We start from the raw sequence: 23,046 nt of genomic DNA, 5'->3' as shown, positions 1-23,046 counted from the left end.
TTCGCCCCGATGGCGCGCGTCGGACATGACAAGCCGGCATCCTCTGCTAGACTTCCCCTTGGAAGCTGCGGAGGGGGTCATGCCGGACAGGATCATCGCCCTGATCGACGATTCGATCTACGCGCAGTCGGTCTGCGAACATGCGGCCTGGGCGGCGCAGCTCTGCGGCTGGCCGGTCGAGCTGATCCATGTCCTCGGCCGCCGCGAGGCGCTGCGGAAGTCCGGCTTCGGCCGCCGCCTCGCGCCGAGGGACGCCCTGCTGGAACAGCTCGACGCGCTTGACAGCGAGCGGCTGCGCGTCGCGACGGGCCATGCCACCGTGATGCTGGAGGACGCCCGCGCGCAGACGGCCTCCTACGGCGCGGGCGAGGTCTCGACCCGGCTCGTGCAGGGCGATCTGGTCGAGACGGTGACGGCGCCCGAGGCGCGCTCGGCCATGATCGTCATCGGCAAGCGCGGCGAGGCGGCGGATTTCGCGCGCGGCCATCTCGGCTCGAACCTCGAACGCGTGGCCCGTGCCAGTGCCTGCCCCGTGCTTGTCGCGTCCCGCGCCTTCCGGCCGATCCGCCGGGTGCTGCTAGCCTTCGACGGCGGCGTCTCCTCCCGCCGCGCCGCCGACCAGTTGGCCGAGATCCCGCTTCTGTCCCGCTGCACCATCGAGCTTGCGACGGTGGGCGATCGCTCGGCCGGCCTGCAGGCCGCCGTGGAAGAGGCGATCCTGCGCCTGCGCGCCGCCGGCCTTCGCGCTGAGGAGATCGCCCTCGACGGCGAGCCCGAGGAGGCGCTTCTGGCCCGGATCGAGGCCGCCGCCCACGATCTGGTGGTCATGGGCGCCTATGGGCACAGCCGCATCCGCAACCTGATCATCGGCTCGACCACGACGCAGATGCTGATCGGCGCGCGCCTGCCGGTGCTGCTGTTCCGCTGACGGCTCAGCCGCGGCGCAGGGCCTGCGACAGCACGAAAGCCACCGCCGCCGCGCTGACGATGGACGGGCCGGCGGGCGTGTCCACATGCAGGCTGGCATAGAGACCGCCGGTGACCGAAAGCGCCGCGATGGCCGCCGCCAGCGCCGCCATCCATTCGGGCGAGCGCGTCAGCCCGCGCGCCGCCGCCGCCGGCACGATCAGCATGGCCGAGATCAGAAGCGAGCCGACCACCCGGATTGCCAGGGCGACGACTACCGCCAGCGCCAGCGCCAGGATCATCCGCTCGACGCGCGGGTCGATCCCGGCGGCCATCGCCAGCTCTTCGTTCAGGCTCGAGGCGACCAGCCGCTGCCAGCGCAGGCACAAGAGCCCCAGCACCAGAAGGGCCCCCGTCCAGATCAGCAGCAGGTCGCCGCGCCCGACGGCGAGGATGTCGCCGAAGAGATAGCCGCTGAGATCGGACCGCGCCCCCGGCACGAAGCTGATGGCCACGACGCCGAAGGCCAGCGCCGAGTGCGACAGCACGCCCAGCATCGTGTCCATCGCCTGCCCGCGCGAGACCAGGGCCGAGACCGTGCAGGCCATGACCACCGCCACCGCCAGGGTGCCGGCATAGATCGAGACGTCGAAGGCCAGCGCCAGCGCCACCCCCAGGATCGCGGCATGGGCGGTGGAATCACCAAAATAGGCCATGCGCCGCCAGACGACGAAGCTGCCGAGCGGGCCCACCACCAGCGAAAGGCCAAGCCCGGCCAGCAGGGCGCGGGTGAAGAAATCGTCCAGCATGAGGGGTTCCGTCAGCCCTGCACGCGCAGCGGCGTGTGGTTGTGGTGGTCGCGGCCATGATCGTGACCATGCCCCGGTAGGCACGCCCCGGTCTGGTCGTGGTCATGGTCATGCCGGTGCCGGTAGAGCGCCAGCATGTCCTGCCCCTCGGTCCCGAAGAGCGCGCGATATTCGGGCGCCGCGCTGACATCCTCGGGGCTGCCCTGGCAGCAGACATGGCCGTTCAGGCAGATCACACGGTCGGACGAGCGCATCACCACCAGCAGGTCGTGGCTGACCATCAGCACGGCCGCGCCCGTCTCGCGGCGCACCTCCTCCAGCAGGCGGTAGAAGGCCACGATGCCGGGCTGGTCGAGGCCCTGCGTCGGCTCGTCCAGCACCAGCAGATGCGGCTCGCAAAGCAGCGCGCGGGCCAGCAGCACGCGCTGGAACTGGCCCCCCGACAGCTGGCTCAGCTGCCGCCGCTCCAGCCCCGGCACGCCGGTGCGCTGCAGCGCGGCGGCGGCGGCGGCATCCGGCACCCGGCGCGGCAGCGACAGGAAGCGCCGGACGGTCATCGGGATCGCCGTGTCGATCTGCACCCGCTGCGGGACATAGCCGATCCGCAGCGACGGGCGCCGCGCGACCTTGCCGCCCGCCAGCGCCATGTGGCCCAGCAGCGCCCGGATCAGCGAGGACTTGCCCGACCCGTTCGGGCCGACGACGGTCACGATCTCGCCCGGATCGATGCGGAAGTCGACGTCGCGCAGCACCGGCTCGGAGGTGCCGGGGCGGTTGACGGTCAGGCCCTCGGCCCCGATCAGCGGCTGGCTGGCCGTGGCAAAGGCGCTCATGCCTCCGCCTCGGCGCAGGCGTTGCAGAGGCCGAGCGCCTCGATCGTCGCCCGCTCGACCCGGAAGCCGCCATGGCCGGCGACATCGGCCAGCGCCTCGCGTACCTCGCCGGCATTCGCCTCGGCGATCTTGTCGCAGGAGCGGCAGATGAGGAAGGCGGGGTTGTGGTCGCTGCCCGGATGCAGGCAGGCGGTAAAGGCGTTCAGCCGCTGCAGCCGGTGCGCCAGCCCGTGCTGGACCAGGAACTCCAGCGCGCGGTAGGCCACGGGCGGCTGGCGGCCGAAGCCCTCGGCCGCGAGCCGGTCCAGCACGTCATAGGCGCCAAGCGCGCGGTGGCTCTCCAGCAGGATCTCCAGCGTGCGGCGGCGCACCGGCGTCAGGCGCGCGCCCTCGGCCAGAAGCCGCGCCTCGGCCTCGTCCAGGGCGCGGCTGGCGCAGGTCTTGTGGTCGTGCGGGGCGAAGACCCCGGCGATGTCGATCTCTGGTCTGGGCACGATGGCTCGATCCGCGGGCGGCGCGTTATCTTATTACAGTCGGGTTGACTTGTTATTCTGTAACATGGAGAACCCCGCGAGGCAACCTGGCTGAAGGAGTTACCCCATGCGCCCCTGCATTTCCGCCGCTGTTCTTGCGATCCTGGCAACGCCGGCCTTTGCCGCACCGGGATCGGTCGTCGCCGACATGCCCGCGACGGGCTCGCTGGTCCAGCAGGTGCTGGGCGATCTGGGCGAGGTGCGGGTGCTGCTTCCCGACGGGGCGAGCGTGCATCACTACCAGATGCGGCCCTCGGACGCGCAGGCCCTGCAGTCGGCCGGGCTTCTGGTCTGGGTGGGTCCGAGCCTGACCCCCTGGCTCGCCCGCGCCGCCGGCAACCTGAACGCCAGCGCCTCGCAGCTGGCGCTGCTGGAGGTGGCGGGCACGCATCTGCAGGACTATGCCGAGGACGGCCATGCGCATGGGGACGATCACGGTCATGGTCATGACCACGACCACGATCACGCGCATTCCCACGACCATGATCACGACCATGATCACGACCATGATCATGACCATGACCACGACCATGACCACGCCCAGGCCGATGGTGCGCATGACCACAGCCACAGCGGCACCGATCCCCATGCCTGGCTCGACCCGCAGAACGCGCAGCTCTGGCTTGCCGCGATCGCCGAGGCGCTGGCCGCGGAGGACCCCGAGAACGCCGAGACCTACCGCGCCAACGCCGAGGCCGCCGCGTCCCGCATCTCCGCAGCGGAGGAGGAGCTGCGCGCCCAGCTTGCGCCCCATGCCGAGGACCGCTTCGTCGTCTTCCACGACGCCTATGGCTATTTCACCAACCGCTTCGGGCTGGCCCCCGCGATCCCGGTCGCGCTCGGCGACGCCTCGACGCCCTCGGCCGCGCGGATCGAGCAGATCCGGACCGAGATCGTCAGCAGCGGCGCCATCTGCGCCTTCCCCGAATATGCCCATGACGAGGCGCTCGTCGCCACGGTGATCGAGGGCAGCGACGTCCGGCTTGGCGAGGCGATCGATCCGCAGGGCAGCATGCAGGGCGCCGGCGCGGACCAGTACGAGGCCATGCTGCGGGCGATGGGCGACACGATCGCCGCCTGCCTGTCGGCGGAATGAGGGCCAAGATCGGCCGCGCGCAAGGCTGACAAAAACGTTTTGACTTGCCCGATAGAATCGGTCAGGTTTGCGGAAGAAGCGCAACTCCTGCCCGAGAGGCCGATCATGACAGCCACCCGCCCCGCCGATTTCGCCCGTCCCGGAACCTCGATCCTGGCGCGGCTTCCGCAACATGACGCCACCGAGCTGACCGGCGGCGGCAACCAGGCGCTGATCGTGCTGGACGAGCAGGTCTATCAGTTGCGGATCACCCGGGCGGGCAAGCTGATCCTGACCAAGTGACATGAAAAGGGCGCCCCGCGGGGCGCCCTTCGTCATTTCCGGCCGGGCTTCGATCCCGCGCCGCCGCCCGGTCCGCGGCTGCCTCCCGGCGCGCCGCCGCGCGCAGGGCCCTTGCCACCGGGCCGGCCACCAGCGCCACCCTGCCCGTCTCGCGGCTTGGCGAAGCCACTCGGCTTGCCGGAGCCGCCGGGCTTGCCACCCGGGCCGCGGCCCGCGCCGCCCGGCTTGCCGCCAAAGCCGCCGGGCTTCCCGTCCGTGCGCCGGAACGGCTTCGGTTCCGCCGCCCCGTCGCTGGTGCCGGCACCGCGCGGCGCTCCGGCGCCGAAGGGCTTGCGCGGCCCGCCCGGCTTTCCGGCAAAGCCGCCACCCTCGGCCCGATCCCCGCGCGCTCCGCCCTGCGGCTTCTTCCAGCGCGCGCCCTCGCCCTCGGCCCCGGTCCGAGGTCCACGCTCGGCGCCACCTGCACCCTTGCCGCGCGGCCGCGCGGTCTCGCCGCCGCCGCCGGCGTAATCCTCGCGCACCGGGCGCGGCTTGCCGGCGAATCGCGGCCGGTCGCCGCCCTCGGCCTCACCGCGCTTGCCGAAGGGGCGCGCCGGGCGATCTCCCTCGGTCCGCGGTGCGAAATTGTCCCGCGCGGGGCGCGGCTTGTCGCCGAACTTTGGACGGCCGCCACTCTCGGCGTCGCCGCGCTTGCCGAAGGACCGCGCCGGACGCTCGCCTTCGCCGCGCGAGGCGAAATCCTCGCGCGCGGGGCGCGGCTTGGCGCCGAAGCGCGGCCGATCGGTCCCCTCGCCGTCGCCGCGCCGTCCGGGTGCGCGCGCCGGACGCTCGCCGCCGCGCTCGGCGCGCGGACCCTTGCCCCCCTCGGCGCCGCGGGGGCGCATCTCGCGGGGCTTGTCCTCGACATCGCCGGTAAGAAGGCCGCCCAGCTGGTCGCGCAGGACGCGCCGCTTGACCTCGGTGACCTCGTTCTTCTCCATCGTGCCCAGCTTGAAGGGGCCATAGCCGACGCGGATCAGCCGGTTCACCTGCAGCCCGATATGGGCCATCGCGCGGCGGATCTCGCGGTTCTTGCCCTCGCGGATGCCCACGGTCAGCCAGGCATTGGCGCCCTGCTGGCTGTCGAGCTTGATCTCCATCGGCGCAAAATCCTCGCCCTCGATGGTGACGCCGCGGCGCAGGGGATCGAAGGTCAGGTCGTTCGGCGTGCCGTTGACGCGCACGCGGTAGCGGCGCAGCCAGCCGGTCGCCGGCAGCTCGAGCCGCCGCTTCAGTTCGCCGTCATTGGTCAGCAGCAAGAGCCCCTCGGAATTGAGGTCCAGCCGGCCGACCGTCATCACCCGCGGCAGATCGCGCGGCAGGGCGTCGAAGACCGTCTGCCGGCCCTTCTCGTCCGCCTCGGAGGTGATCAGCCCGAGCGGCTTGTAGTAGAGCCAGAGCCGCGTTTCCTGCGGGCCTTCTAGAACCTTGCCATCCACGGCGATCTTGTCGGTGGGCGAGACGTCCAGCGCCGGGCTGGCGATCTTGGCGCCGTTCACGCTGACGCGGCCCTCAAGGATCATGCGCTCGGCGTCGCGGCGGCTGGCGACGCCGATGCGGGCCATCACCTTGGCGATGCGGTCGGTGGTGTGTTTCGGGGGGGTAGTTTCGTCGGTCATGCAATGAACTCCTGCGCATCGCTGCGGTGGCAAGGGATATTGATACGCGCTGCGGGGCCGTGGGGAAAGGCCAAACCGCTTGCCCGGCCGCGCGGGCTTTGCCACAAGCGGCCATGAGCGCCTTCACCAGCCACATGCCCCTCGCCCTGGCTGAGGCCAAGGCCGCCGCCGCGCGCGGCGAGGTGCCCGTGGGCGCCGTCGTCATCGATCCGGCGGGCCGCGTGGTGGCCAGCGCCGGCAACCGCACGCGCGAGCTGTCCGATCCAACGGCCCATGCGGAAATCCTGGCCATCCGCGCCGCCTGCGCCGCTGCGGGGTCCGAGCGGCTGCCCGGCCATGACCTGTGGGTGACGCTGGAGCCGTGCCCCATGTGCGCCGCCGCCATTTCGGCCGCGCGGATCAACCGGCTCTATTTCGGGGCCGAGGATGCGCGGATGGGCGGCGTGCTGCACGGCGCGCGGGTCTTCCAGCACCCGCAATGCCACCACCGCCCCGAGGTCTATCCCGGCCTTCAGGCCGAGGCGGCGCGCGCGTTGCTGCTGGGCTTCTTCACCGCGCGCCGTTGATCACATCGAGAAGGACGTCCCGCAGCCGCAGCTGCTGGAGGCGTTGGGGTTCTCGATCACGAAGCGGGCGCCGATCAGCTCTTCCGAGAAGTCGATGACCGCGCCGGCGAGATAGGGCAGCGAGACCGGATCGACCAAGACGCGCTGGCCCGCGCCCTCCAGGACCAGATCGTCGGGCTCGGCGCCCGGCTCCAGCCGGATGTCGTATTGGAAGCCCGAGCAGCCGCCGCCGGCAACTGCGACGCGCAGGGCCGCGGGGTCCTTGCCGGCATTGATCTGCGCCAGGCGGGCGAAGGCGCGTTCGGTGACTTTGGGCGGCAGGTTCATGGGGCGTTCCGGTTTCCGTTGGGCCATGCCGAATATAGGGTTGCGCCGCATCTCTCGCAAGGAAACCGCTGATCGTGACCGCTCTCGCGCCCTATGCCTGCCAGCCGTCGGACAGCCGCGGCCGCCTTCACCCCGAGAGCCTGTCCACCTTCCGCTCGCCCTGGCAGCGCGACCGGGACCGGATCATCCATTCCAGCGCCTTCCGCCGGCTGAAGCACAAGACGCAGGTCTTCGTGGAACATGACGGCGAGGCCTATCGCGGCGACTATTTCCGCACCCGCCTGACCCACACGATCGAGGTCGCGCAGGTCGCCCGCACCATCGCCGGCGCGCTTGGCCTCAACACCGACCTGGCCGAGACGGTGGCGCTGGCCCATGACCTCGGCCACCCGCCCTTCGGCCATACGGGCGAGGACGCGCTGGCCGCGCTGATGGCGCCCCATGGCGGGTTCGACCACAACGCGCAGGCGCTGCGGATCGTGACCCGGCTGGAGCGGCACTATGCCGATTTCGACGGGCTGAACCTGACTTGGGAGGCGCTGGAGGGGATCGCCAAGCATAACGGTCCGGTCCTGGCACCGCTGCCCTACGCCTTGGCCGCAGTGAACGCGCAATGGGACCTGGAGCTGCACACCAACGCCTCGGCCGAGGCGCAGGTGGCGGCCGTCGCCGACGATGTCGCCTACAACCACCACGACCTGCATGACGGGTTGCGCGCGGGCCTCTTCACCGAGGCGGAGCTGGCCGAGCTGCCTGTCATCGGCCCCGCCTTCGCCGAGGTGGACCGCCTCTATCCCGGCCTCGACGCGACCCGCCGCCGCTACGAGGCGCTGCGCCGCGTCTTCGGCGTCATGGTCGAGGACGTGATCGCCGTTGCGCAGAACCGGCTGACGAGCCTCCAGCCCCGCTCGGTGGACGAGATCCGGGGGATGGAGGGGCCGATCATCCGCTTCTCGAAGCCGCTCTACCAGAACATCAAGGCGATCAAGTCCTTCCTCTTCACGCGCATGTACCGCGCCCCCGCCGTGGTGGTCGAGCGCGAGAACGTCACGCGGATGCTGAACGATCTCTTCCCGCTGTACCTCGCCAGCCCCGAGCGGATGCCGGACCAGTGGCGCGACGCGGCGCTGGCCCTGCCGGACCAGACCGCGCGGGCGCGGCTGGTGCTGGATTACGTGGCAGGAATGACCGACCGCTACGCCATCGCCGAGCATCAGCGCCTTTTCGCCGCCTGACGCCTGCGTCCTTCTGAACCGAACCCGGCGAAACCGCGTTTGCCCTGCGGACATCACCCACAGGAGGACCAAGGATGATCACCCGCAGCGGATCGGCTGTCTGGACGGGCGGCCTCAAGGGCGGCAAGGGCGAAGTGTCGTCCAAATCGGGCGCATTAAACGGCCTGCCCTATGGCTTCAACACCCGCTTCGAGGACACGCCCGGCACCAATCCCGAGGAACTCGTGGGCGCGGCCCATGCCTCGTGCTTCTCGATGGCGCTTGCCATGATGCTGGAACAGGCCGGCGTCCAGAACGTGAAGATCGAGACGCGCTCGGACATCTCGATGGACAAGGAGGGCGAGGGCTTCGCGGTCAAGAAGGCGCATCTGACCACCAAGATCTCGGCCGATGCCGACGAGGCGCAGCTCATGGAGCTGGCGCAGAAGGCCAAGGACGGCTGCCCGATCAGCAAGCTGCTGAATGCCGAGATCAGCATGGACGCCTCGGTGGCGTGATGCGCGTCAGGGTCGGTCACAAGTTCCATCTGTCTTTGCCGCAGCCCGCGCCGCTCATCGTGATGACCGCGCCCGAGGCTGCCCGCCATGCCGACTTCGTCGCACCCGAGATGTTCCAGACCGACCCCCCGGTTCCGGTCCACGACTATCGCGACCGGAACGGCAACATCTGCCGGCGCATCACCGCGCCGGCAGGCGAGCTGTCCATCACCGCTGACGTGACGCTGGAGGACCGGCAGGGCTGGGACCCCGCCGATGCCGACGCGCGGGAGGTCCCGGTCGAGGAGCTGCCCGACGAGGTGCTGACCTTCCTCGCCCCGTCGCGCTACGTCGAGAGCGACGTTCTCTCGACCCGCGCATGGGAGCTGTTCGGCCATCTGCCCCCGGGCTGGCGGCGCGTCCAGGCGATCCTGGATCACGGCCACGAGGTGCTGCGCTTCGACTACGGCACCGCTTCGGCCTTCCGCACGGCCGAGCATTGCAGCCGCGGCGGCACCGCCGTTTGCCGCGACTTCGCCCATCTGGCGCTGGCCTATCTGCGCGGGCTCAACATCCCGGCACGCTACGTGAACGGCTATGTCGGCGACATCGGCGTGCCGCCGGTGGACGCGCCGATGGACTTCGCCGCCTGGATCGAGGTCTGGCTGTCCGGCCGCTGGTGGACCTTCGATCCCAGAAACAACGACCGCCGCCTCGGCCGGGTCGTCATCGCCCGCGGCCATGACGCGGCGGACGTGCCGATGCTCAGCAGCTTCGGGCCGCACGAGCTGGTCGAGTTCAAGGTCTGGTGCCACGCCGTCGACGAGGTGGGGCGCGAGCTGCCCGGCCTCGACTTCGCCCCGCAGCCGCCGAAGCCCTAGGCATGGCGCGCTAGACCATCATCTCCTTGGTCGCGGTCAGCCGGACGTCCGGGTGATCGCGGCCGATGCGGTCGATGTCCCATTGCAGGCGCGTCAGGAAGACCAGATCGCCGTCATGGTCATGCGCCAGGTGCTGCTTGTTGGCATTGGCGAAGGCCTCCACCTTGTCCCTCGCGCCGCTGACCCACCGCGCGCTGGTGAACTGGCTCGCTTCGAAGCGGACGGGGATGCCGTATTCCAGCTCGATCCGGCTGGCCAGCACCTCGAATTGCAGCGCGCCGACGACGCCGACGATGAAGCCCGAGCCGATGGCCGGCTTGAAGACCTTGGCCGCGCCCTCTTCCGCAAACTGCATCAGCGCCTTTTCCAGGTGCTTGGCCTTCATCGGGTCCGTCGCCCGCACCGATTGCAGCAGTTCGGGCGCAAATGAGGGGATGCCCGTGAAGCGCAGCGCCTCGCCCTCGGTCAGCGCGTCGCCGATCCGCAGCTGGCCGTGGTTCGGGATGCCGATGATGTCGCCGGCCCAGGCCTCCTCGGCCAGCTCGCGGTCTGCGGCGAGGAAGAGGACCGGGTTGCTGACCGCCATCGGCTTCTTCGAGCGCACATGAACCATCTTCATCCCGCGCTCGAAATGCCCCGAGGCGAGGCGCACGAAAGCCACCCGGTCGCGGTGCTTGGGGTCCATATTGGCCTGCACCTTGAAGACGAAGCCCGTCACCGGCGTCTCTTCCGGCGCGATCTCGCGGTCGGCGCTGTTCTGGGGCTGGGGCGGCGGGCCGTAGGCGGCGATGCCCTTCATCAGCTCCTGCACGCCGAAGCTGTTGATCGCGCTGCCGAACCAGATGGGCGTCATGTGCCCTTCCAGGAAGGACCGGCGGTCGAAGGCGGGCAGCAGCTCGCGCGCCATCTCGACCTCTTCGCGCAGTTTCGCCAGCAGGTCCGCCGGAACGTGCTGCGCCAGCTTCGGATCGTCCAGCCCGGCGATCTTGATCGACTCGGCGACCTTGTTGCGGTCCGCGCGGTCCATCAGCTCCAGCCGGTCGTGCAGCATGTCGTAGCAGCCGATGAACTCGCGCCCGACCCCGATGGGCCACGAGGCCGGAGCCACGTCGATGGCCAGGTTCTCCTGAATCTCGTCGATGATCTCGAACGTGTCGCGGCTTTCGCGGTCCATCTTGTTGCAGAAGGTCAGGATCGGCAGGTCGCGCAGGCGGCAGACCTCGAACAGCTTGCGGGTCTGCGATTCGACGCCCTTCGCGCCGTCGATGACCATGATCGCCGCGTCCACCGCCGTCAGCGTGCGATAGGTGTCCTCGGAAAAGTCGCTATGGCCCGGCGTGTCCACCAGGTTGAAGCGGTATCCGTCAAAATCGAACGACATTGCCGAGGCGGAGACCGAGATGCCGCGCTCCTGCTCCATCTTCATGAAGTCGGACCGCGTGCGCCGCGCCTCGCCCTTGGCGCGGACCTGGCCGGCCATCTGGATGGCGCCGCCATACAGCAGGAATTTCTCGGTCAGCGTGGTCTTGCCGGCATCGGGATGCGAGATGATCGCGAAGGTCCGGCGGCGGGCGATTTCGGGCGGCAGGTCGGGGCGGTTGCTCATGGCGGCGGCTTTAGCGCGGCGGGGCGGGCAAGGCAATCGCTGGCCGCACCGCGGCGGCTGCGTCAAATCCGTTGCAGATCGCGCTTTGCCGCCGCGCTCGGACGGGGCAGCCTGCGGCACGAAGGAGAGGCGGGATGAGCGACGGCTTCGATCAGGTGATGCGACTGCAGTCGGCGCGGGCGACCGAGTGGCTGCGCCTGCGGCTCGAGGAGCTGCCGGCTCCGCTGACGCCGGACCATCCCGTGCTGCCGGCCCTGGCCGAGGCGCTTGGCGTGGCGCGCATCCTGTCGGGCCTTGCCGGCCGCCCCGCCCCGGCCGAACTGCTGCTGCGCCGCAACCTCGACGCGGCGGTGCTGCGGGCGGCCAGTCTAGCGGTGCTGGCGGGCCGGGGGACCGCCTGCGAACAGGGGATCGTGGCCCATGGCGACAGCCTCGCCCCGAGCGATCCGCTGCACCACCTCGCCGCCGCGGCGCTGGCAGCCGATCACGCCGTTCCGCTGCACCTGCGCCTCGCGGCCGCGCCGGGCACGGGCCCGGTGGCCGAGGCCGAGGCCGCGCTGGCGGCGCCCCTTCCCGTCCGCGTGACCCTGCCGGACATCGCGGGCCGGGCGCGGCTGGTGGCCGCGCTCTGGCTGGGGCGCAGCGCGACCGCGCGCCGGCGCGGCGGCATCCGCCTGCACCAGCGACTGGAGGCCGAGGCCGGCATGGCAACCGATCTCGGCTGCACCGAGACGATGGCGCTCTGCGCGCTCGGCCTTGGCGCCCTGGGCGACTTCGTCCGGCTGCGTGATCACGCGGCCGCGCTCTGCGCGCGCCAAGCGCCCGATGGCTCGTTTACCCGCCGTGGGGACGGGCCGGCAGAGCAGAGCCTGGCCGAGGGCATCGGCCCCACGATGGCGGTGCTTGCGGCGCTGCACCTGGCCGTCCTGCGCCGCTGGCGCGCACCAAGCCCGGCGCCGCATTCGGCGCGGCCGCTGCACGACTGCCTGTCGCTAGCCGCCGCGGCCGTGGCGCGCCGCGTCCTCGCCGCTCCGCCAGAGGGCTGGACGCGCCTGCGCGCGGCGGCAGTGCTGGGCCGGGCGAGCGGTGCCGACTGGTTCGCCCGGCTTGCGCCGCCGCGTCTTGCCTTGGGGCGGCGCCAGCTCGCGCGCCTGTCCGAGATCGCCTTTCGCGATGCGATGACCGCCCTGCGCCTGCGCCGTCACCTGCGGGACGTGCCGCGGGGCGTGGCGCCCCGTCTGGACTGGCTGGCGGGAAGACCGGTGACGCTTCAGCCCCTGCCGGCCGTCCTCGCCTGGAACTGGGCGCAGGACGCGGCGGACGGCAGGACGGCCGCGTTCCTGACGGGCTGCCGGGCCGTCTTCGGCCACACCGCGCCTGCGCCGGGCGCGCGCTGCACGCAGATGGCCTTGCGCCTGGCGGGCGCCGCCTATGCGCGGGCGACCGATGACAGCGTTCCGCTTCCCGCGGCGCTCGCCGCGCTCGAGCGGCTGATCCTCCTGGCCGCGGTGATCGAGGGCGAGGCGCCGATGCGAGCGGCGGCCTAGAACAGCCCCTCGATGTTGCCCGCCTCGTCCAGGCCGATCACCTCGGCCGCCGGGTGGCGCGGCAGGCCCGGCATGGTCATGATCTGCCCGCAGATCGCGACGACGAAGCCCGCCCCGGCGTTCAGACGCACCTCGCGCACCGGGATCACATGCCCCTCGGGCGCGCCGCGCGCCTCGGGGTCGGTCGAGAAGCTGTATTGAGTCTTGGCGATGCAGACCGGCATGCGGCCGTGGCCCGCGGCCTCCCACGCGGCAAGCTGCTCGCGGATGCCGGCCGCGGCCTCGACCCGTCCGGCGCGGTAGATGCGCGTCGCGATCGTCTCGATCTTCTGCCAGAGCGGCATCTCGTCGGGATAGAGGGTGCGGAAATCGGCAGTCCCGCCCTCGGCCATGGCGACCACGGCACGGGCCAGGTCCTCGGCCCCGGCCCCGCCCTCCGCCCAGTGCCGCGCGAGGATCGCCTTGACCCCATGCGCCGCGCAATAGTCCTGAAGCGCCGCGATCTCGGCCTCGGTATCGCCGGCGAAATGGTTGACGGCGACCACGACCGGCAGGCCGAAGCTGCGGATGTTCTCGATATGCCGGCCCATATTGGCGCAGCCCTGCGTGACGGCGCGCACGTTCTCGGCGGCAAGCTCGGACTTGGCGATCCCGCCGTTCATCTTCAGCGCCCGCACCGTCGCGACCAGCACCACCGCCGAGGGCGCCAGCCCCGCCAGCCGGCACTTGATGTTGAGGAACTTCTCGGCGCCGAGATCCGCGCCGAATCCCGCCTCGGTCACGACATAGTCCGACAGGCGCAGCGCGGCGCGCGTGGCGATCACGCTGTTGCAGCCATGGGCGATGTTGGCGAAGGGGCCGCCATGGACCAGGGCCGGGTTGTTCTCCAGCGTCTGGACGAGGTTCGGCTGCAGCGCGTCCTTCAAGAGGACCGTCATCGCGCCATCCGCCTGAAGATCGCGCGCGGTGATCGGGTTGCGCTCGAAATCCTGCGCGACCACGATCCGGCCGAGCCGCTCCTGCAGGTCGTCCAGATCGCGCGCGAGGCAGAGGATCGCCATGACCTCGGAGGCCACGGTGATGTCAAAGCCGCTTTGGCGGGTGAAGCCGTTCGAGGGACCGCCGAGGCCCAGCACCACGTCGCGCAGCGCCCGGTCGTTCATGTCCATGACCCGCCGCCAGCTGATCCGGCGGGTGTCGATGTTCAGCGCGTTGCCCCAGTAGACGTGGTTATCGATCATCGCCGCCAGCAGGTTGTGCGCCGAGGTGATCGCGTGGAAATCGCCGGTGAAGTGAAGGTTCATCTCCTCCATCGGCACGATCTGGGCGCGCCCGCCCCCGGCCGCCCCGCCCTTCATGCCGAAGTTGGGGCCGAGGCTCGCCTCGCGGATGCAGACGGTCGCGCGCTTGCCGATCCGGTTCAGCGCGTCGCCAAGGCCCACGGTCGTGGTCGTCTTGCCCTCGCCCGCCGGGGTCGGGTTGATCGCGGTGACCAGCACCAGCCGCCCCTCGGGGCGGCCTGCGAGGCCCGCGACGGCCTCATGCGTGATCTTCGCCTTGTCGTGGCCATAGGGCAGGACCTGCTGCGGGGTCAGGCCCAGCAGCTCGGCAATCTCGTTGATCGGGCGTTTCTGCGCCGCCCGGGCGATCTGGATGTCGGTCAGCATCGTCTCAGCGCACCACCAGCACCGAGACCGGGGAATGGCGCACCACCGCGTTCACGTCGCGGCTGACGAGGATCGAGCGCAGCTCGTCCGGCTGCGGGCTCGCCATCACGATCAGGTCGGCGGCGAAGCGCTTGGCGTTCTTGATGATCGTCTCGGCGACATGACCGTGGCCGACATGGATCTGCACCCGGTCCTGTTCGGGCAGATGCTGCGCGGCGAAGCGGTCCAGATCCTCCTTCATCGCCTGCAGGATCTTCGTCTCGTAGCCCTTGGGCAGGAAGGTCGCCACCATCGAGCTGCCGAAGTCGTGGACGATCCCCAGCAGGTGGATCGTCCCCGCGTCGCCGGCCAGCTTCACGGCGGCAGGCAGCGCGCGCTCCCATGTCTCGGGGTGCTGGAGGTCGATGGGCAGAAGGATGCTGTCATGCATGGCGCGTCTCCGAACGGCGGGCATCAGTCGGCAGGCGGCGCATCTGGCCCCAGACCAGAAGGCCCAGCAGCAGGAAGGCCGGGACATAGGCCCAGTAGCGCGAGGGCGTCAGGGTGGGCGCCTGCACCGACAGGACCTCCTGATCCCAATCGAGGCCGGCCGTCTGCGCCGGGCTGCCGAAGGCGACGTTGTCGATCACGGTGCGCTCGCCGTCCTGGAGCAGTTCGATCCCCGCGGCCTCCAGCCGCTCCTCTCCGGTCTCGCCTTGCGGCACCGGCAGCAGGGCGACGAACTCGATCGGGCTGCCGATGTCGTTGAGGCCCGCGATCCGCAGGCGCAGCCCGTCGCCGGGCTCGCTGTTCTCCAGCGCCTCGACGATCTCCGAGCCGGGCCGCTCCTCGAAGGGCGGGTAGATGTAGCCCCAGAAGAAGCCGGGGCGGAAGATCGTGAAGGCGATCAGCAGCAGAAGCGCGGATTCCCAGATGCGGCTGCGCACGAGGAACCAGCCCTGCGTGGCGGCGGCGAACAGCAGCATGGCGATCGTCGCCGTCACGAAAACGAAGATGCCCATCGCCCAGCCCACGTCGATCAGCAGCAGGTCCGTGTTAAAGATGAAAAGGAAGGGCAGCGCGGCGGTCCTGAGGCTGTAGAAGAACGCCACGACCCCGGTGCGGATCGGATCGCCGCCCGACACGGCCGCCGCCGCGAAGGAGGCGAGGCCGACTGGAGGGGTCACATCCGCCATGATGCCGAAGTAGAAGACGAAGAGGTGCACGGCGATCAGCGGCACGATCAGCCCATTCTGCTGACCAAGCGTCACGATCACCGGGGCGAGCAGCGCCGAGACGACGATGTAGTTCGCCGTGGTCGGCAGGCCCATTCCCAGGATCAGCGACAGGACCGCGGTCAGCAGCAGGATCAGCATCAGGTTGCCGCCCGAGAGCAGCTCGACCACGTCAGCCAGCGCGGCGCCGACGCCGGTCTGGCTGACCACGCCGACGATGATGCCGGCCGTCGCCGTCGCGATGCCGATGCCGATCATGTTGCGCGCGCCCGAGATCAGGCCGTCCACCAGGTCGTTGATCCCCGTTCGGATCGCGGGCAGCGCACCGCCCTCGCGCCGCAGCAGGGCCATCAGCGGGCGCTGCGTCAAGAGGATGAAGATCATGTAGGCCGTCGCCCAGAAGGCCGAGAGGCCCGGCGAGAGGCGGTCCACCATCAGCGCCCAGACCAGAACCACGACCGGCAGAATGTAGTGCAGCCCCGAGCGGACGGTCGGCCCCGGCAGCGGCAGCGTTGTCACCGGCGCGTTGGGATCGTCCATCAGCAGCGGCGCCTCGCGCGAGGCGATCCACATCAGGAAGACATAGGCGCCCGTCAGCAGCGCGAAGACGACATAGGGCGCGCTGTCGCCGAAGGCCGGACGGATCCAGCCCATCGTGTAGTAGACGACCAGCGACAGGGCGCAGATGCCGGCGATGATGAAGGCGGCGGTCAACAGGCGGCGCAGGATCGGCGGCGGCTCGTAGGCGCGCGGCAGGCCCTTCATGCCGGCTTTCAGCGCCTCGAGATGCACGATATAGACCAGCGCGATGTAGCTGATAGTCGCCGGCAGGAAGGCGTGGCGAACCACGTCGAAATAAGGGATGCCGACATATTCGACCATCAGGAAGGCCGCGGCGCCCATCACGGGCGGCATGATCTGGCCGTTGACCGAGGATGCAACCTCGACCGCGCCGGCCTTTTCGGCCGAGAAGCCCACGCGCTTCATCAGCGGGATGGTGAAGGTGCCGGTGGTGACCACGTTGGCGATGGATGAGCCCGAGATGAGGCCCGTCATGCCGCTGCTGACGACGGCCGCCTTGGCCGGCCCGCCCCGCAGGTGGCCCATCAGCGAAAAGGCGACCTGGATGAAGTAGTTGCCCGCCCCCGCCTTGTCGAGGAGCGCGCCGAACAGCACGAACAGGAAGACGAAGCTGGTCGAGACGCCCAGCGCGATGCCGAAGACGCCCTCGGTCGTGACCCATTGGTGGTTTGCCACCTCGGCCAGCGAGTTGCCCCGGTGCGAGATGATCGAGGGCATGTGCGGCCCAAGGAAGGTATAGAGCAGGAACACCGTCGCCACGATCATCAGCGCAGGCCCAAGGCTGCGGCGCGCGGCTTCCAGCAGCAGCATGATCCCGATGACGGCGGCCAGCACGTCGGTCTGGATCGGCGCGCCGACGCGGCGGCCCAGCTGGTCGCTGTAGATGAAGACGTAAAGCGCCGCGCCCGCACCGACGAGGGCCAGCGCCCATTCCCAGGGCGGCACCCATGACTTGGGGCTGCCCAGTAGGATGGCGGCGATGACGGCGGCGCCCGTGACGACGATCCACCAGATGGGGAAGTTGGCCGGCGCGCCGTAGATGAAGAGGCCGGACAGCACCACGGGGACCAAAAGCCCGAGGCCAAGCTGGATGGGCGAGCGCTCGGCCGGGTAGGCCATGAAGGCGAGGAACATCGCGAAGGCCAGGTGGACCGAACGGGCGTCGGTGGCGCTGATGATGCCGAAGTTCAGCATGAAGGGCAGCGGCGAGGCGATCCACAGCTGGAACAGCGACCAGCAAAGGGCGACGGTCAGGATCAGCTTGCCGACAAGCCCCGGCGGCGTGCGCGCGCCGGTGTCCGAGGATGAGACCAGCTCGTCCAGCTCTTCCTGGCTCAGGGCGCCGCGGCCGGCTGCGCCCATCTCGACGGCGCTCGCCTGCTGCTGGCGCCGCTCCTCGTCCCTGTTCTTGTCGCTCATCACGCCGTCCCTGCGCTGTTAGGTCTTCATGCCCGTGTTCTCACGCAATGGGGGCGGCCAATGGCCGCCCCCGGTGCCGGATCACTGGATCCAGCCCTGTTCGCGATAGTAGCGCTCGGCGCCCGGATGCAGCGGGGCGCTGTTGCCCTCGGCGATCATCTCCTCGGGCTGGAGGTTCTCGAAGGCCGGGTGCAGCGTCTTGAAGCGGTCGAAATTGTCGAAGACCGTCTTGACGACCTGGTAGACCGTCTCTTCGGGAACGCCGGCCGAAGTCACGAAGGTCGCCTTCACGCCGAAGGTCTCGGTGTCCTCGTCATTGCCGGCATACATGCCGCCGGGGATCGTGACCTTCGCGTAATAGGGGTTCTCCTCGACCAGCCGGTCGATGGCCTCGCCCGCCACCGTCACCAGACGCGCGTCCACGGTCGATGTCGCCTCTTGGATCGAGCCGTTGGGATGGCCGACGGTGTAGCTGATCGCGTCCACCTGGTTGTCGCCGAGCGCGGCCGATTGCTCGGCCGGGCGCAGTTCCGAGGCCAGCGCGAAGTCGGACATCGACATGCCCATCGCGTCCAGCACGATCTCGAAGGTCCCGCGCGAGCCCGAGCCGGGGTTGCCGACGTTCACGCGCTTGCCGGTCAGGTCTTCGAAGTTCGTCACGCCGCTGTCGGCGCGGGCGACGACGGTGAAGGGCTCGGGGTGGACGGCGAAGACGGCGCGCAGGTCCTCGAAGGCGTCGCCCTCGTAGTCCGAGCTGCCGTTATAGGCGTGGAACTGCCAGTCGGACTGGGCGATGCCCATGGTCATCCCGCCCGAGCGGATCTGGTTGATGTTGTCGATCGAGCCGCCCGTCGAGGGCGCGGTGCAGCGCAGGCCGGTCGTCGAGGTCTCGCGGTTCACGAGCCGGCAGATCGACTGGCCGACGACGTAGTAGACGCCCGTCTGGCCGCCGGTGCCGATGGTGATGAACTGTTCTTCCTGCGCCAGCGCCGGAAGGGCGAGGGCGGAAAGGGCGGTGCCCAGAAGAATGGGTTTCAGATGGCTCATGCGGCTTCTCCCTGGTTTTCGGCGCGAACGGACGCGCGTCGCATCCACCGGCACGCAGCAGGTGCGCGCTGCGATGGTTGAACATCCACGGCGGCGGAACCTTCGGCCTTGGGCGAGGGTTCCGCGCTTGTCGTGAACTGTAGCACATTTTTCAGCAGCTTGCGCGAAATGCAACCCGCCCTGCCGCACTAGGGCGAATTGGGCGGCGACATCTCGGCCGCGACGGCGGCGCGCAGGGCCGGCAGAAGCTCGGCCTCGAACCACGGATGACGGCGCAGCCAGCCGGTGTTGCGCCAGCTGGGATGGGGCAGCGGGAAGACCGCTGGCGCATGCGCGCGCCAGTCGGCGACTGTCTCGGTAACGTTGCGCGCCGTCAGGTGCCACCGCATCGCGTGGCCGCCCACCAGCAGCGTCAGGCGCGGCCGCAGCTGCCCCATCACCCGCGCCCGCCAGGTTGCGGCGCAGAGCGGGGGCGGCGGCAGGTCCGCGCCCTTCGCGTCATAGCCGGGAAAGCAGAAGGCCATCGGCACGATGGCAATGCGGTCCAGATCGTAGAAGTCTGCCTCGGACAGGCCCATCCAGTCGCGCAGCCGGTCGCCCGAGCGGTCGGTGAAGGGCCGGCCGCTGGCATGGACCCGCGCGCCCGGCGCCTGTCCGACGATCAGGATGCGCGCGCCGGGCCGGAACCAGGCCACCGGCCGCGGCGCATGCCGCGTCGCCGTTGCGGCGAAGCGGTCCGTGCACAACCTGCACGTGCGGATGTCCTCGACCAGGTCCGGGCCGGGCGGGCAAGGTTGTGCGAGGGAAAGGGCGGTCATCGCGCTGGATTTAGGTCGAATGCCACGAAAAAGAAGGGCAGCGCCTTCACAACCTCGAAGGATCGGGCTGGCATGCTGGACAGCGATGGTCATGGCACCGTATGTTCCGGTTGTGCGACCGAGGCTGCGGCGTGCCATGCGTCGTGAATCTGGCCCTGCGGTGTCGTCGCCATGTTAGAATTCGAGAACGTGTCGAAGTCCTTCTGGACCGGCAAGCAACACAAGATCATCCTCGACCGCGCCTCGTTCCGGGTGGAACTGGGCCAGTCGCTCGGCATCCTCGCGCCGAACGGCACCGGAAAGACGACGCTGATCAACATGATGTGCGGCCTCGAGAAGCCGGACGAGGGCCGCATCCGGCGAGAGTGCCGCATCTCGTTCCCGCTCGGCTTCATGGGCGGCGTGATCGGCAAGCTGAACGCGAACGAGAACGCGCGCTACATCGCCCGCATCTACGGGCTCGACCCGGACTATGTCTCGGCCTATGCGCGCTGGCTGACCGACATCGACGAATATTTCGACATGCCCGTGGGCACCTACTCGGCCGGGATGCGGCAGCGATTCAACTTTGCGTTGCTTTTGGCGCTGGATTTCGACATCTACCTGATCGACGAGGGAATGCCGCATACCACCGATGCGGATTTCAACCGCAAGGCGGGCCAGGTGCTGTATGAACGGCTCAAGACGTCGACGGTCGTGATCGTGTCCCACCAGGCCTCGACCATCGAGAAGTTCTGCAACACGGCCGCGATCCTGCGGGACGGCCGGCTCTACATGTTCGAGTCCCTGGACGAGGCGAGGCAATATTATGACTACACCGCCTAGGGCGCGCCGCTTCCACGCCTCGCCCGCCGAGTCCGTCAATCCCGAGGGCACGGCACGGCCCTTCCACAGCCCCGGCCTCGGCGGCGCGATCAGAGTCGAGGTCGCGCGCAAGGCCGCCCCCGACGACGCCCCCGCCCCGCGCGCAGAAGCCGACGAGGCGCTGCGCCGGCTGACGGCGACGCCCGAGGAGGAGGATGACGGTTTCGCGGCGATCATGCCGCAGAAGCCGGCGGCGGCCGAGCCGGGGCTCGAGGCCAGGCTCGACGGCATCCGGGCCGAGAACCTGTCGCAGCGCCAGCTTCGGATCGCCCGCCGCGTCGCCATGCTGCACCAGATCGAGGTGCAGTCCGACGAGGAGGCCGTGCTGCGCCTGCGCGAGCGGGGGATCGACCCCTCGCACCGCAGCAGCCTCGGCAAGATCCTGGCAGAGCGGACGACGCCGCCCGCACCTCCGCCGCCGAAGCCCGCCAACGACACGCGCAAGACGCTGGTCCCGGTGCCGAAGCCCCTGCCCGCGAAGGTGCCCGCGCCCCTGCCCGCATCGACCGCCATGCCCCTGCCCTCGCGCGAGGACCTGACCGAGGAGCGGCGCGCGACCCAGATCTACCAGATCCAGCGCGACCTGGCCCGGCGCCGTCGGCGGCGGATGCTGATGCTGATGCTGCGGCTGATCGTCTTCGTGCTGATCCCGACCGCCGCGGTCTCCTGGTACTACACCAACGTCGCCAGCCCCCTTTATGCCACCGTCTCGCAGTTCAAGATCCAAAGCGCGGACGGGCTGGCCGGGCATCCGGGCGGGATGATGGCCTCCTCGGCGCTGGCGCTGAACCCGGACGCTGTCGCCGTGCAGAGCTACCTGACCTCGCGCGACGCGATGCTGCGGCTGGACGACGATCTCGGCTTCAAGCGGGCCTTCCAGGACCCCTCTATCGACCCGATCCGCCGCCTGCCGCCGGACGCCACCAACGAGGCCGCCTATCGCATCTACGCCAACTCGGTGAAGATCGGCTACGATCCGACCGAGGGCGTGCTGAACATGGAGGTGATCGCCCCCGATCCCCTTCTCAGCCAGCAGTTCTCGATGGCGCTGATTTCCTATGCCGAGGAGCAGGTCGATCAACTGACCGCGCGCCTGCGGACCGACCAGATGGCCGGCGCGAACGAGAACTACGAGGATGCCGAGGCCAAGATGCTCGCCGCCCAGCAGCGCGTGCAGCGCCTGCAAGAGCAGCTGGGCGTCCTGGATCCGGCGGCGGAAAGCGGCGTCGTGATGGGCCAGGTCTCGAATCTCGAGGGCCAGCTGACCCAGAAGCAGCTCGAGCTGGGGCAGCTTCTGGCCAACCCCGCCCCGGTCGAGAGCCGCGTGAATGCCGTGCGCGGCGACATCGCCCGCCTGCGCCAGATGATCGCCGAGACGCGGCTGCTCCTGACCGAGAACATCGAGGGCCGCACCTCGCTGACCGCCATCACCGGCGAGCTGCGCGTTGCCGAGGCCGAGCTGATGGTCCGCCAGCAGCTGCTGGCTGCGGCGGCGGAGCAGATGGAGATCGCGCGGATCGAGGCCAACAAGCAGGTCCGCTACCTGTCCCAATCCGTCGCGCCCGTCCCCCCGGACGAGGCGACCTATCCCAAGGCCTTCCAGAACACCCTGGTGGCACTCCTCCTCTTTTCGGGTATCTATCTGATGCTGTCGCTGACGGCGTCCATTCTCCGAGAGCAGGTTTCCACATGACGCAAGCCCACCACGTCCCGATCGGCCCGCTGACCTGCGGCAACGACCTGCCGCTGGTGCTGATCGCGGGGCCCTGCCAGCTGGAATCGCTGGACCACGCGCTGATGATCGCGGCCCACATGGCCGATGTCTGCGCCCGCGCCGGGGCCGGCTATGTCTTCAAGGCCAGCTACGACAAGGCGAACCGCACCTCGCTCTCGGGCAAGCGCGGCATCGGCATCGACGAGGGGCTCGAGATCCTCGCCGCCGTCAGGGACCGCATCGGCTGCCCGGTCCTGACCGACATCCACGACGCCGAGCAGGCCGCGCGCGCGGCCGAGGTCGTGGACGTGATCCAGATCCCCGCCTTCCTCTGCCGCCAGACCGACCTCCTGCTGGCCGCGGGCCGCACGGGCGCGGTGGTGAACATCAAGAAGGGCCAGTTCCTGGCGCCCTGGGACATGGGCAACGTGGCCGAGAAGGTCGCCTCGACCGGCAACCGCAACATCCTGCTGACCGAGCGGGGGGCGAGCTTCGGCTACAACACGCTGGTCGCCGACATGCGTTCGCTGCCGATCATGGCGCGGACGGGCTATCCGGTGATCATGGACGCGACCCATTCGGTCCAGCAGCCCGGCGGCCAGGGCGGCAGCTCGGGCGGTCAGCGGGAATTCGCGCCCGTCATGGCACGCGCGGCGGCGGCCTTGGGCGTCGCGGGCCTCTTCATCGAGACGCACGAGGCGCCCGACAGCGCGCCTTCGGACGGGCCAAACATGATCCCGCTGGCGCAGATGGACGCGCTGGTCGCCTCGCTCATGCGGTTCGACCAGCTGGCCAAGGCCGAGCCTCTCTCGGTCTGAACGCCCGCGGCCCGGCGTCGGGCCCGCCAGCGGCACCGGCGAGAACCCCGCCGAGACCGCGCACGGCGCCCGCCCCGCCTCATCTTCTGTGCAGAAATATCCCGGGGGGGGGCCGGGGGGCTGGCCCCCCGGCCATCGCGGGACGCAA

General features: G+C 69.9%; 22 protein-coding genes. 11 read left to right on the top strand and 11 right to left on the bottom strand.

Annotated elements, in window-relative coordinates; translation table 11 throughout:
- The first annotated feature begins 79 nt into the window (after positions 1–79).
- Positions 80–928, top strand: coding sequence for a universal stress protein (locus BLP73_RS01395; protein ID WP_090739722.1), 849 nt, complete (start codon positions 80–82; stop codon positions 926–928).
- Between the two features lie 4 nt (positions 929–932).
- Here BLP73_RS01395 and BLP73_RS01390 read toward each other — a convergent pair whose 3' ends face one another.
- The 3 genes from BLP73_RS01390 to BLP73_RS01380 are packed head-to-tail and all read right to left on the bottom strand — an operon-like array spanning position 933 to position 3,042.
- Positions 933–1,715, bottom strand: coding sequence for a metal ABC transporter permease (locus tag BLP73_RS01390; protein WP_090739721.1), 783 nt, complete (start codon positions 1,713–1,715; stop codon positions 933–935).
- 11 nt (positions 1,716–1,726) lie between these two features.
- On the bottom strand, positions 1,727–2,548 hold the full coding sequence (locus BLP73_RS01385) for an ATP-binding cassette domain-containing protein (protein WP_090739720.1): 822 nt from the start codon (positions 2,546–2,548) through the stop codon (positions 1,727–1,729).
- Positions 2,545–3,042, bottom strand: a complete 498-nt coding sequence (locus BLP73_RS01380; RefSeq protein ID WP_245686493.1) for a Fur family transcriptional regulator — start codon at positions 3,040–3,042, stop codon at positions 2,545–2,547. Before BLP73_RS01380 ends, BLP73_RS01385 begins: the two co-directional genes overlap by 4 nt.
- Before the next feature lie 106 nt (positions 3,043–3,148).
- Here BLP73_RS01380 and BLP73_RS01375 point away from each other — a divergent pair, with 106 nt between their 5' ends.
- On the top strand, positions 3,149–4,177 hold the full coding sequence (locus tag BLP73_RS01375; RefSeq protein WP_090739719.1) for a zinc ABC transporter substrate-binding protein: 1,029 nt from the start codon (positions 3,149–3,151) through the stop codon (positions 4,175–4,177).
- A gap of 105 nt (positions 4,178–4,282) precedes the next feature.
- Positions 4,283–4,459 (top strand): hemin uptake protein HemP, encoded by a 177-nt coding sequence (gene hemP / locus BLP73_RS01370; protein WP_090739718.1) that lies wholly within the window; start codon positions 4,283–4,285, stop codon positions 4,457–4,459.
- 32 nt (positions 4,460–4,491) lie between these two features.
- Here hemP and BLP73_RS19870 read toward each other — a convergent pair whose 3' ends face one another.
- Positions 4,492–6,117, bottom strand: coding sequence for a pseudouridine synthase (locus tag BLP73_RS19870; protein ID WP_090739717.1), 1,626 nt, complete (start codon positions 6,115–6,117; stop codon positions 4,492–4,494).
- A 113-nt stretch (positions 6,118–6,230) separates the two neighbouring features.
- Between BLP73_RS19870 and BLP73_RS01360 the strand changes: the two genes are divergently transcribed.
- Complete coding sequence (locus BLP73_RS01360; RefSeq protein ID WP_090739716.1) at positions 6,231–6,683, top strand: nucleoside deaminase; 453 nt, start codon at positions 6,231–6,233, stop codon at positions 6,681–6,683.
- Here the strand turns inward: BLP73_RS01360 and BLP73_RS01355 are convergent, their stop codons facing one another.
- Positions 6,684–7,010 (bottom strand): HesB/IscA family protein, encoded by a 327-nt coding sequence (locus BLP73_RS01355; protein ID WP_090739715.1) that lies wholly within the window; start codon positions 7,008–7,010, stop codon positions 6,684–6,686.
- A gap of 74 nt (positions 7,011–7,084) precedes the next feature.
- Here BLP73_RS01355 and BLP73_RS01350 point away from each other — a divergent pair, with 74 nt between their 5' ends.
- The 3 genes from BLP73_RS01350 (at position 7,085) to BLP73_RS01340 (ending at position 9,602) form a co-directional block, all read left to right on the top strand.
- The gene (locus tag BLP73_RS01350) at positions 7,085–8,245 is read left to right on the top strand and encodes a deoxyguanosinetriphosphate triphosphohydrolase (RefSeq protein WP_090739714.1); all 1,161 of its coding nucleotides are present in this window, start codon (positions 7,085–7,087) and stop codon (positions 8,243–8,245) included.
- Positions 8,246–8,319: 74 nt separating this feature from the next.
- Positions 8,320–8,742, top strand: a complete 423-nt coding sequence (locus tag BLP73_RS01345; protein ID WP_175453195.1) for an OsmC family protein — start codon at positions 8,320–8,322, stop codon at positions 8,740–8,742.
- A gap of 35 nt (positions 8,743–8,777) precedes the next feature.
- Positions 8,778–9,602 carry a transglutaminase-like domain-containing protein gene (locus BLP73_RS01340; protein ID WP_245686492.1) on the top strand — a complete coding sequence of 275 codons (825 nt, stop codon included), beginning with the start codon at positions 8,778–8,780 and terminating at the stop codon, positions 9,600–9,602.
- 10 nt (positions 9,603–9,612) lie between these two features.
- Here the strand turns inward: BLP73_RS01340 and BLP73_RS01335 are convergent, their stop codons facing one another.
- Positions 9,613–11,208 (bottom strand): peptide chain release factor 3, encoded by a 1,596-nt coding sequence (locus BLP73_RS01335; protein WP_090739712.1) that lies wholly within the window; start codon positions 11,206–11,208, stop codon positions 9,613–9,615.
- 134 nt (positions 11,209–11,342) lie between these two features.
- Between BLP73_RS01335 and BLP73_RS01330 the strand changes: the two genes are divergently transcribed.
- The gene (locus BLP73_RS01330) at positions 11,343–12,755 is read left to right on the top strand and encodes a hypothetical protein (RefSeq protein ID WP_090739711.1); all 1,413 of its coding nucleotides are present in this window, start codon (positions 11,343–11,345) and stop codon (positions 12,753–12,755) included.
- Here BLP73_RS01330 and BLP73_RS01325 read toward each other — a convergent pair.
- From BLP73_RS01325 to BLP73_RS01305, 5 genes are all read right to left on the bottom strand, one after another.
- Positions 12,752–14,422, bottom strand: a complete 1,671-nt coding sequence (locus BLP73_RS01325; RefSeq protein ID WP_090739710.1) for a formate--tetrahydrofolate ligase — start codon at positions 14,420–14,422, stop codon at positions 12,752–12,754. The genes BLP73_RS01330 and BLP73_RS01325 overlap by 4 nt on opposite strands.
- Before the next feature lie 4 nt (positions 14,423–14,426).
- Positions 14,427–14,852 carry a universal stress protein gene (locus BLP73_RS01320; RefSeq protein ID WP_175453194.1) on the bottom strand — a complete coding sequence of 142 codons (426 nt, stop codon included), beginning with the start codon at positions 14,850–14,852 and terminating at the stop codon, positions 14,427–14,429.
- Positions 14,845–17,637 carry a TRAP transporter permease gene (locus BLP73_RS01315; RefSeq protein WP_090739709.1) on the bottom strand — a complete coding sequence of 931 codons (2,793 nt, stop codon included), beginning with the start codon at positions 17,635–17,637 and terminating at the stop codon, positions 14,845–14,847. Before BLP73_RS01315 ends, BLP73_RS01320 begins: the two co-directional genes overlap by 8 nt.
- A gap of 81 nt (positions 17,638–17,718) precedes the next feature.
- Positions 17,719–18,684, bottom strand: a complete 966-nt coding sequence (locus BLP73_RS01310; protein ID WP_090739708.1) for a TAXI family TRAP transporter solute-binding subunit — start codon at positions 18,682–18,684, stop codon at positions 17,719–17,721.
- A gap of 188 nt (positions 18,685–18,872) precedes the next feature.
- Positions 18,873–19,502, bottom strand: a complete 630-nt coding sequence (locus BLP73_RS01305; RefSeq protein ID WP_090739707.1) for a uracil-DNA glycosylase family protein — start codon at positions 19,500–19,502, stop codon at positions 18,873–18,875.
- A gap of 171 nt (positions 19,503–19,673) precedes the next feature.
- Here BLP73_RS01305 and BLP73_RS01300 point away from each other — a divergent pair, with 171 nt between their 5' ends.
- The 3 genes from BLP73_RS01300 to kdsA are packed head-to-tail and all read left to right on the top strand — an operon-like array spanning position 19,674 to position 22,898.
- The gene (locus BLP73_RS01300; RefSeq protein ID WP_090739706.1) at positions 19,674–20,327 is read left to right on the top strand and encodes an ABC transporter ATP-binding protein; all 654 of its coding nucleotides are present in this window, start codon (positions 19,674–19,676) and stop codon (positions 20,325–20,327) included.
- Positions 20,311–22,059, top strand: coding sequence for a KpsE/RkpR family capsule polysaccharide export protein (locus tag BLP73_RS01295; RefSeq protein ID WP_090739705.1), 1,749 nt, complete (start codon positions 20,311–20,313; stop codon positions 22,057–22,059). The genes BLP73_RS01300 and BLP73_RS01295 overlap by 17 nt, the downstream gene beginning before the upstream one ends.
- The gene (gene kdsA, locus BLP73_RS01290; protein ID WP_090739704.1) at positions 22,056–22,898 is read left to right on the top strand and encodes a 3-deoxy-8-phosphooctulonate synthase; all 843 of its coding nucleotides are present in this window, start codon (positions 22,056–22,058) and stop codon (positions 22,896–22,898) included. The genes BLP73_RS01295 and kdsA overlap by 4 nt, the downstream gene beginning before the upstream one ends.
- Positions 22,899–23,046: the final 148 nt, after the last annotated feature.

Source organism: Paracoccus tibetensis, assembly GCF_900102505.1.
In the GTDB taxonomy this organism is placed as follows: Bacteria; Pseudomonadota; Alphaproteobacteria; order Rhodobacterales; family Rhodobacteraceae; genus Paracoccus; species Paracoccus tibetensis.
The sequence above is the reverse complement of the archived record's forward strand: the minus strand, read 5'-3'. Positions and strand labels throughout refer to the sequence as shown.

Coding starts and splice junctions, on each gene's coding strand:
- hemP (WP_090739718.1), top strand. CDS start 4,283: ATGACAGCCACCCGCCCCGCCGATTTCGCCCGTCCCGGAACCTCGATC.
- BLP73_RS01295 (WP_090739705.1), top strand. CDS start 20,311: ATGACTACACCGCCTAGGGCGCGCCGCTTCCACGCCTCGCCCGCCGAG.
- BLP73_RS01305 (WP_090739707.1), bottom strand. CDS start 19,502: ATGACCGCCCTTTCCCTCGCACAACCTTGCCCGCCCGGCCCGGACCTG.
- BLP73_RS01330 (WP_090739711.1), top strand. CDS start 11,343: ATGAGCGACGGCTTCGATCAGGTGATGCGACTGCAGTCGGCGCGGGCG.
- BLP73_RS19870 (WP_090739717.1), bottom strand. CDS start 6,117: ATGACCGACGAAACTACCCCCCCGAAACACACCACCGACCGCATCGCC.
- BLP73_RS01320 (WP_175453194.1), bottom strand. CDS start 14,852: ATGCATGACAGCATCCTTCTGCCCATCGACCTCCAGCACCCCGAGACA.
- BLP73_RS01360 (WP_090739716.1), top strand. CDS start 6,231: ATGAGCGCCTTCACCAGCCACATGCCCCTCGCCCTGGCTGAGGCCAAG.
- BLP73_RS01390 (WP_090739721.1), bottom strand. CDS start 1,715: ATGCTGGACGATTTCTTCACCCGCGCCCTGCTGGCCGGGCTTGGCCTT.
- BLP73_RS01315 (WP_090739709.1), bottom strand. CDS start 17,637: ATGAGCGACAAGAACAGGGACGAGGAGCGGCGCCAGCAGCAGGCGAGC.
- BLP73_RS01300 (WP_090739706.1), top strand. CDS start 19,674: ATGTTAGAATTCGAGAACGTGTCGAAGTCCTTCTGGACCGGCAAGCAA.
- BLP73_RS01375 (WP_090739719.1), top strand. CDS start 3,149: ATGCGCCCCTGCATTTCCGCCGCTGTTCTTGCGATCCTGGCAACGCCG.
- BLP73_RS01335 (WP_090739712.1), bottom strand. CDS start 11,208: ATGAGCAACCGCCCCGACCTGCCGCCCGAAATCGCCCGCCGCCGGACC.
- BLP73_RS01310 (WP_090739708.1), bottom strand. CDS start 18,684: ATGAGCCATCTGAAACCCATTCTTCTGGGCACCGCCCTTTCCGCCCTC.
- BLP73_RS01395 (WP_090739722.1), top strand. CDS start 80: ATGCCGGACAGGATCATCGCCCTGATCGACGATTCGATCTACGCGCAG.
- BLP73_RS01325 (WP_090739710.1), bottom strand. CDS start 14,422: ATGCTGACCGACATCCAGATCGCCCGGGCGGCGCAGAAACGCCCGATC.
- kdsA (WP_090739704.1), top strand. CDS start 22,056: ATGACGCAAGCCCACCACGTCCCGATCGGCCCGCTGACCTGCGGCAAC.
- BLP73_RS01385 (WP_090739720.1), bottom strand. CDS start 2,548: ATGAGCGCCTTTGCCACGGCCAGCCAGCCGCTGATCGGGGCCGAGGGC.
- BLP73_RS01345 (WP_175453195.1), top strand. CDS start 8,320: ATGATCACCCGCAGCGGATCGGCTGTCTGGACGGGCGGCCTCAAGGGC.
- BLP73_RS01355 (WP_090739715.1), bottom strand. CDS start 7,010: ATGAACCTGCCGCCCAAAGTCACCGAACGCGCCTTCGCCCGCCTGGCG.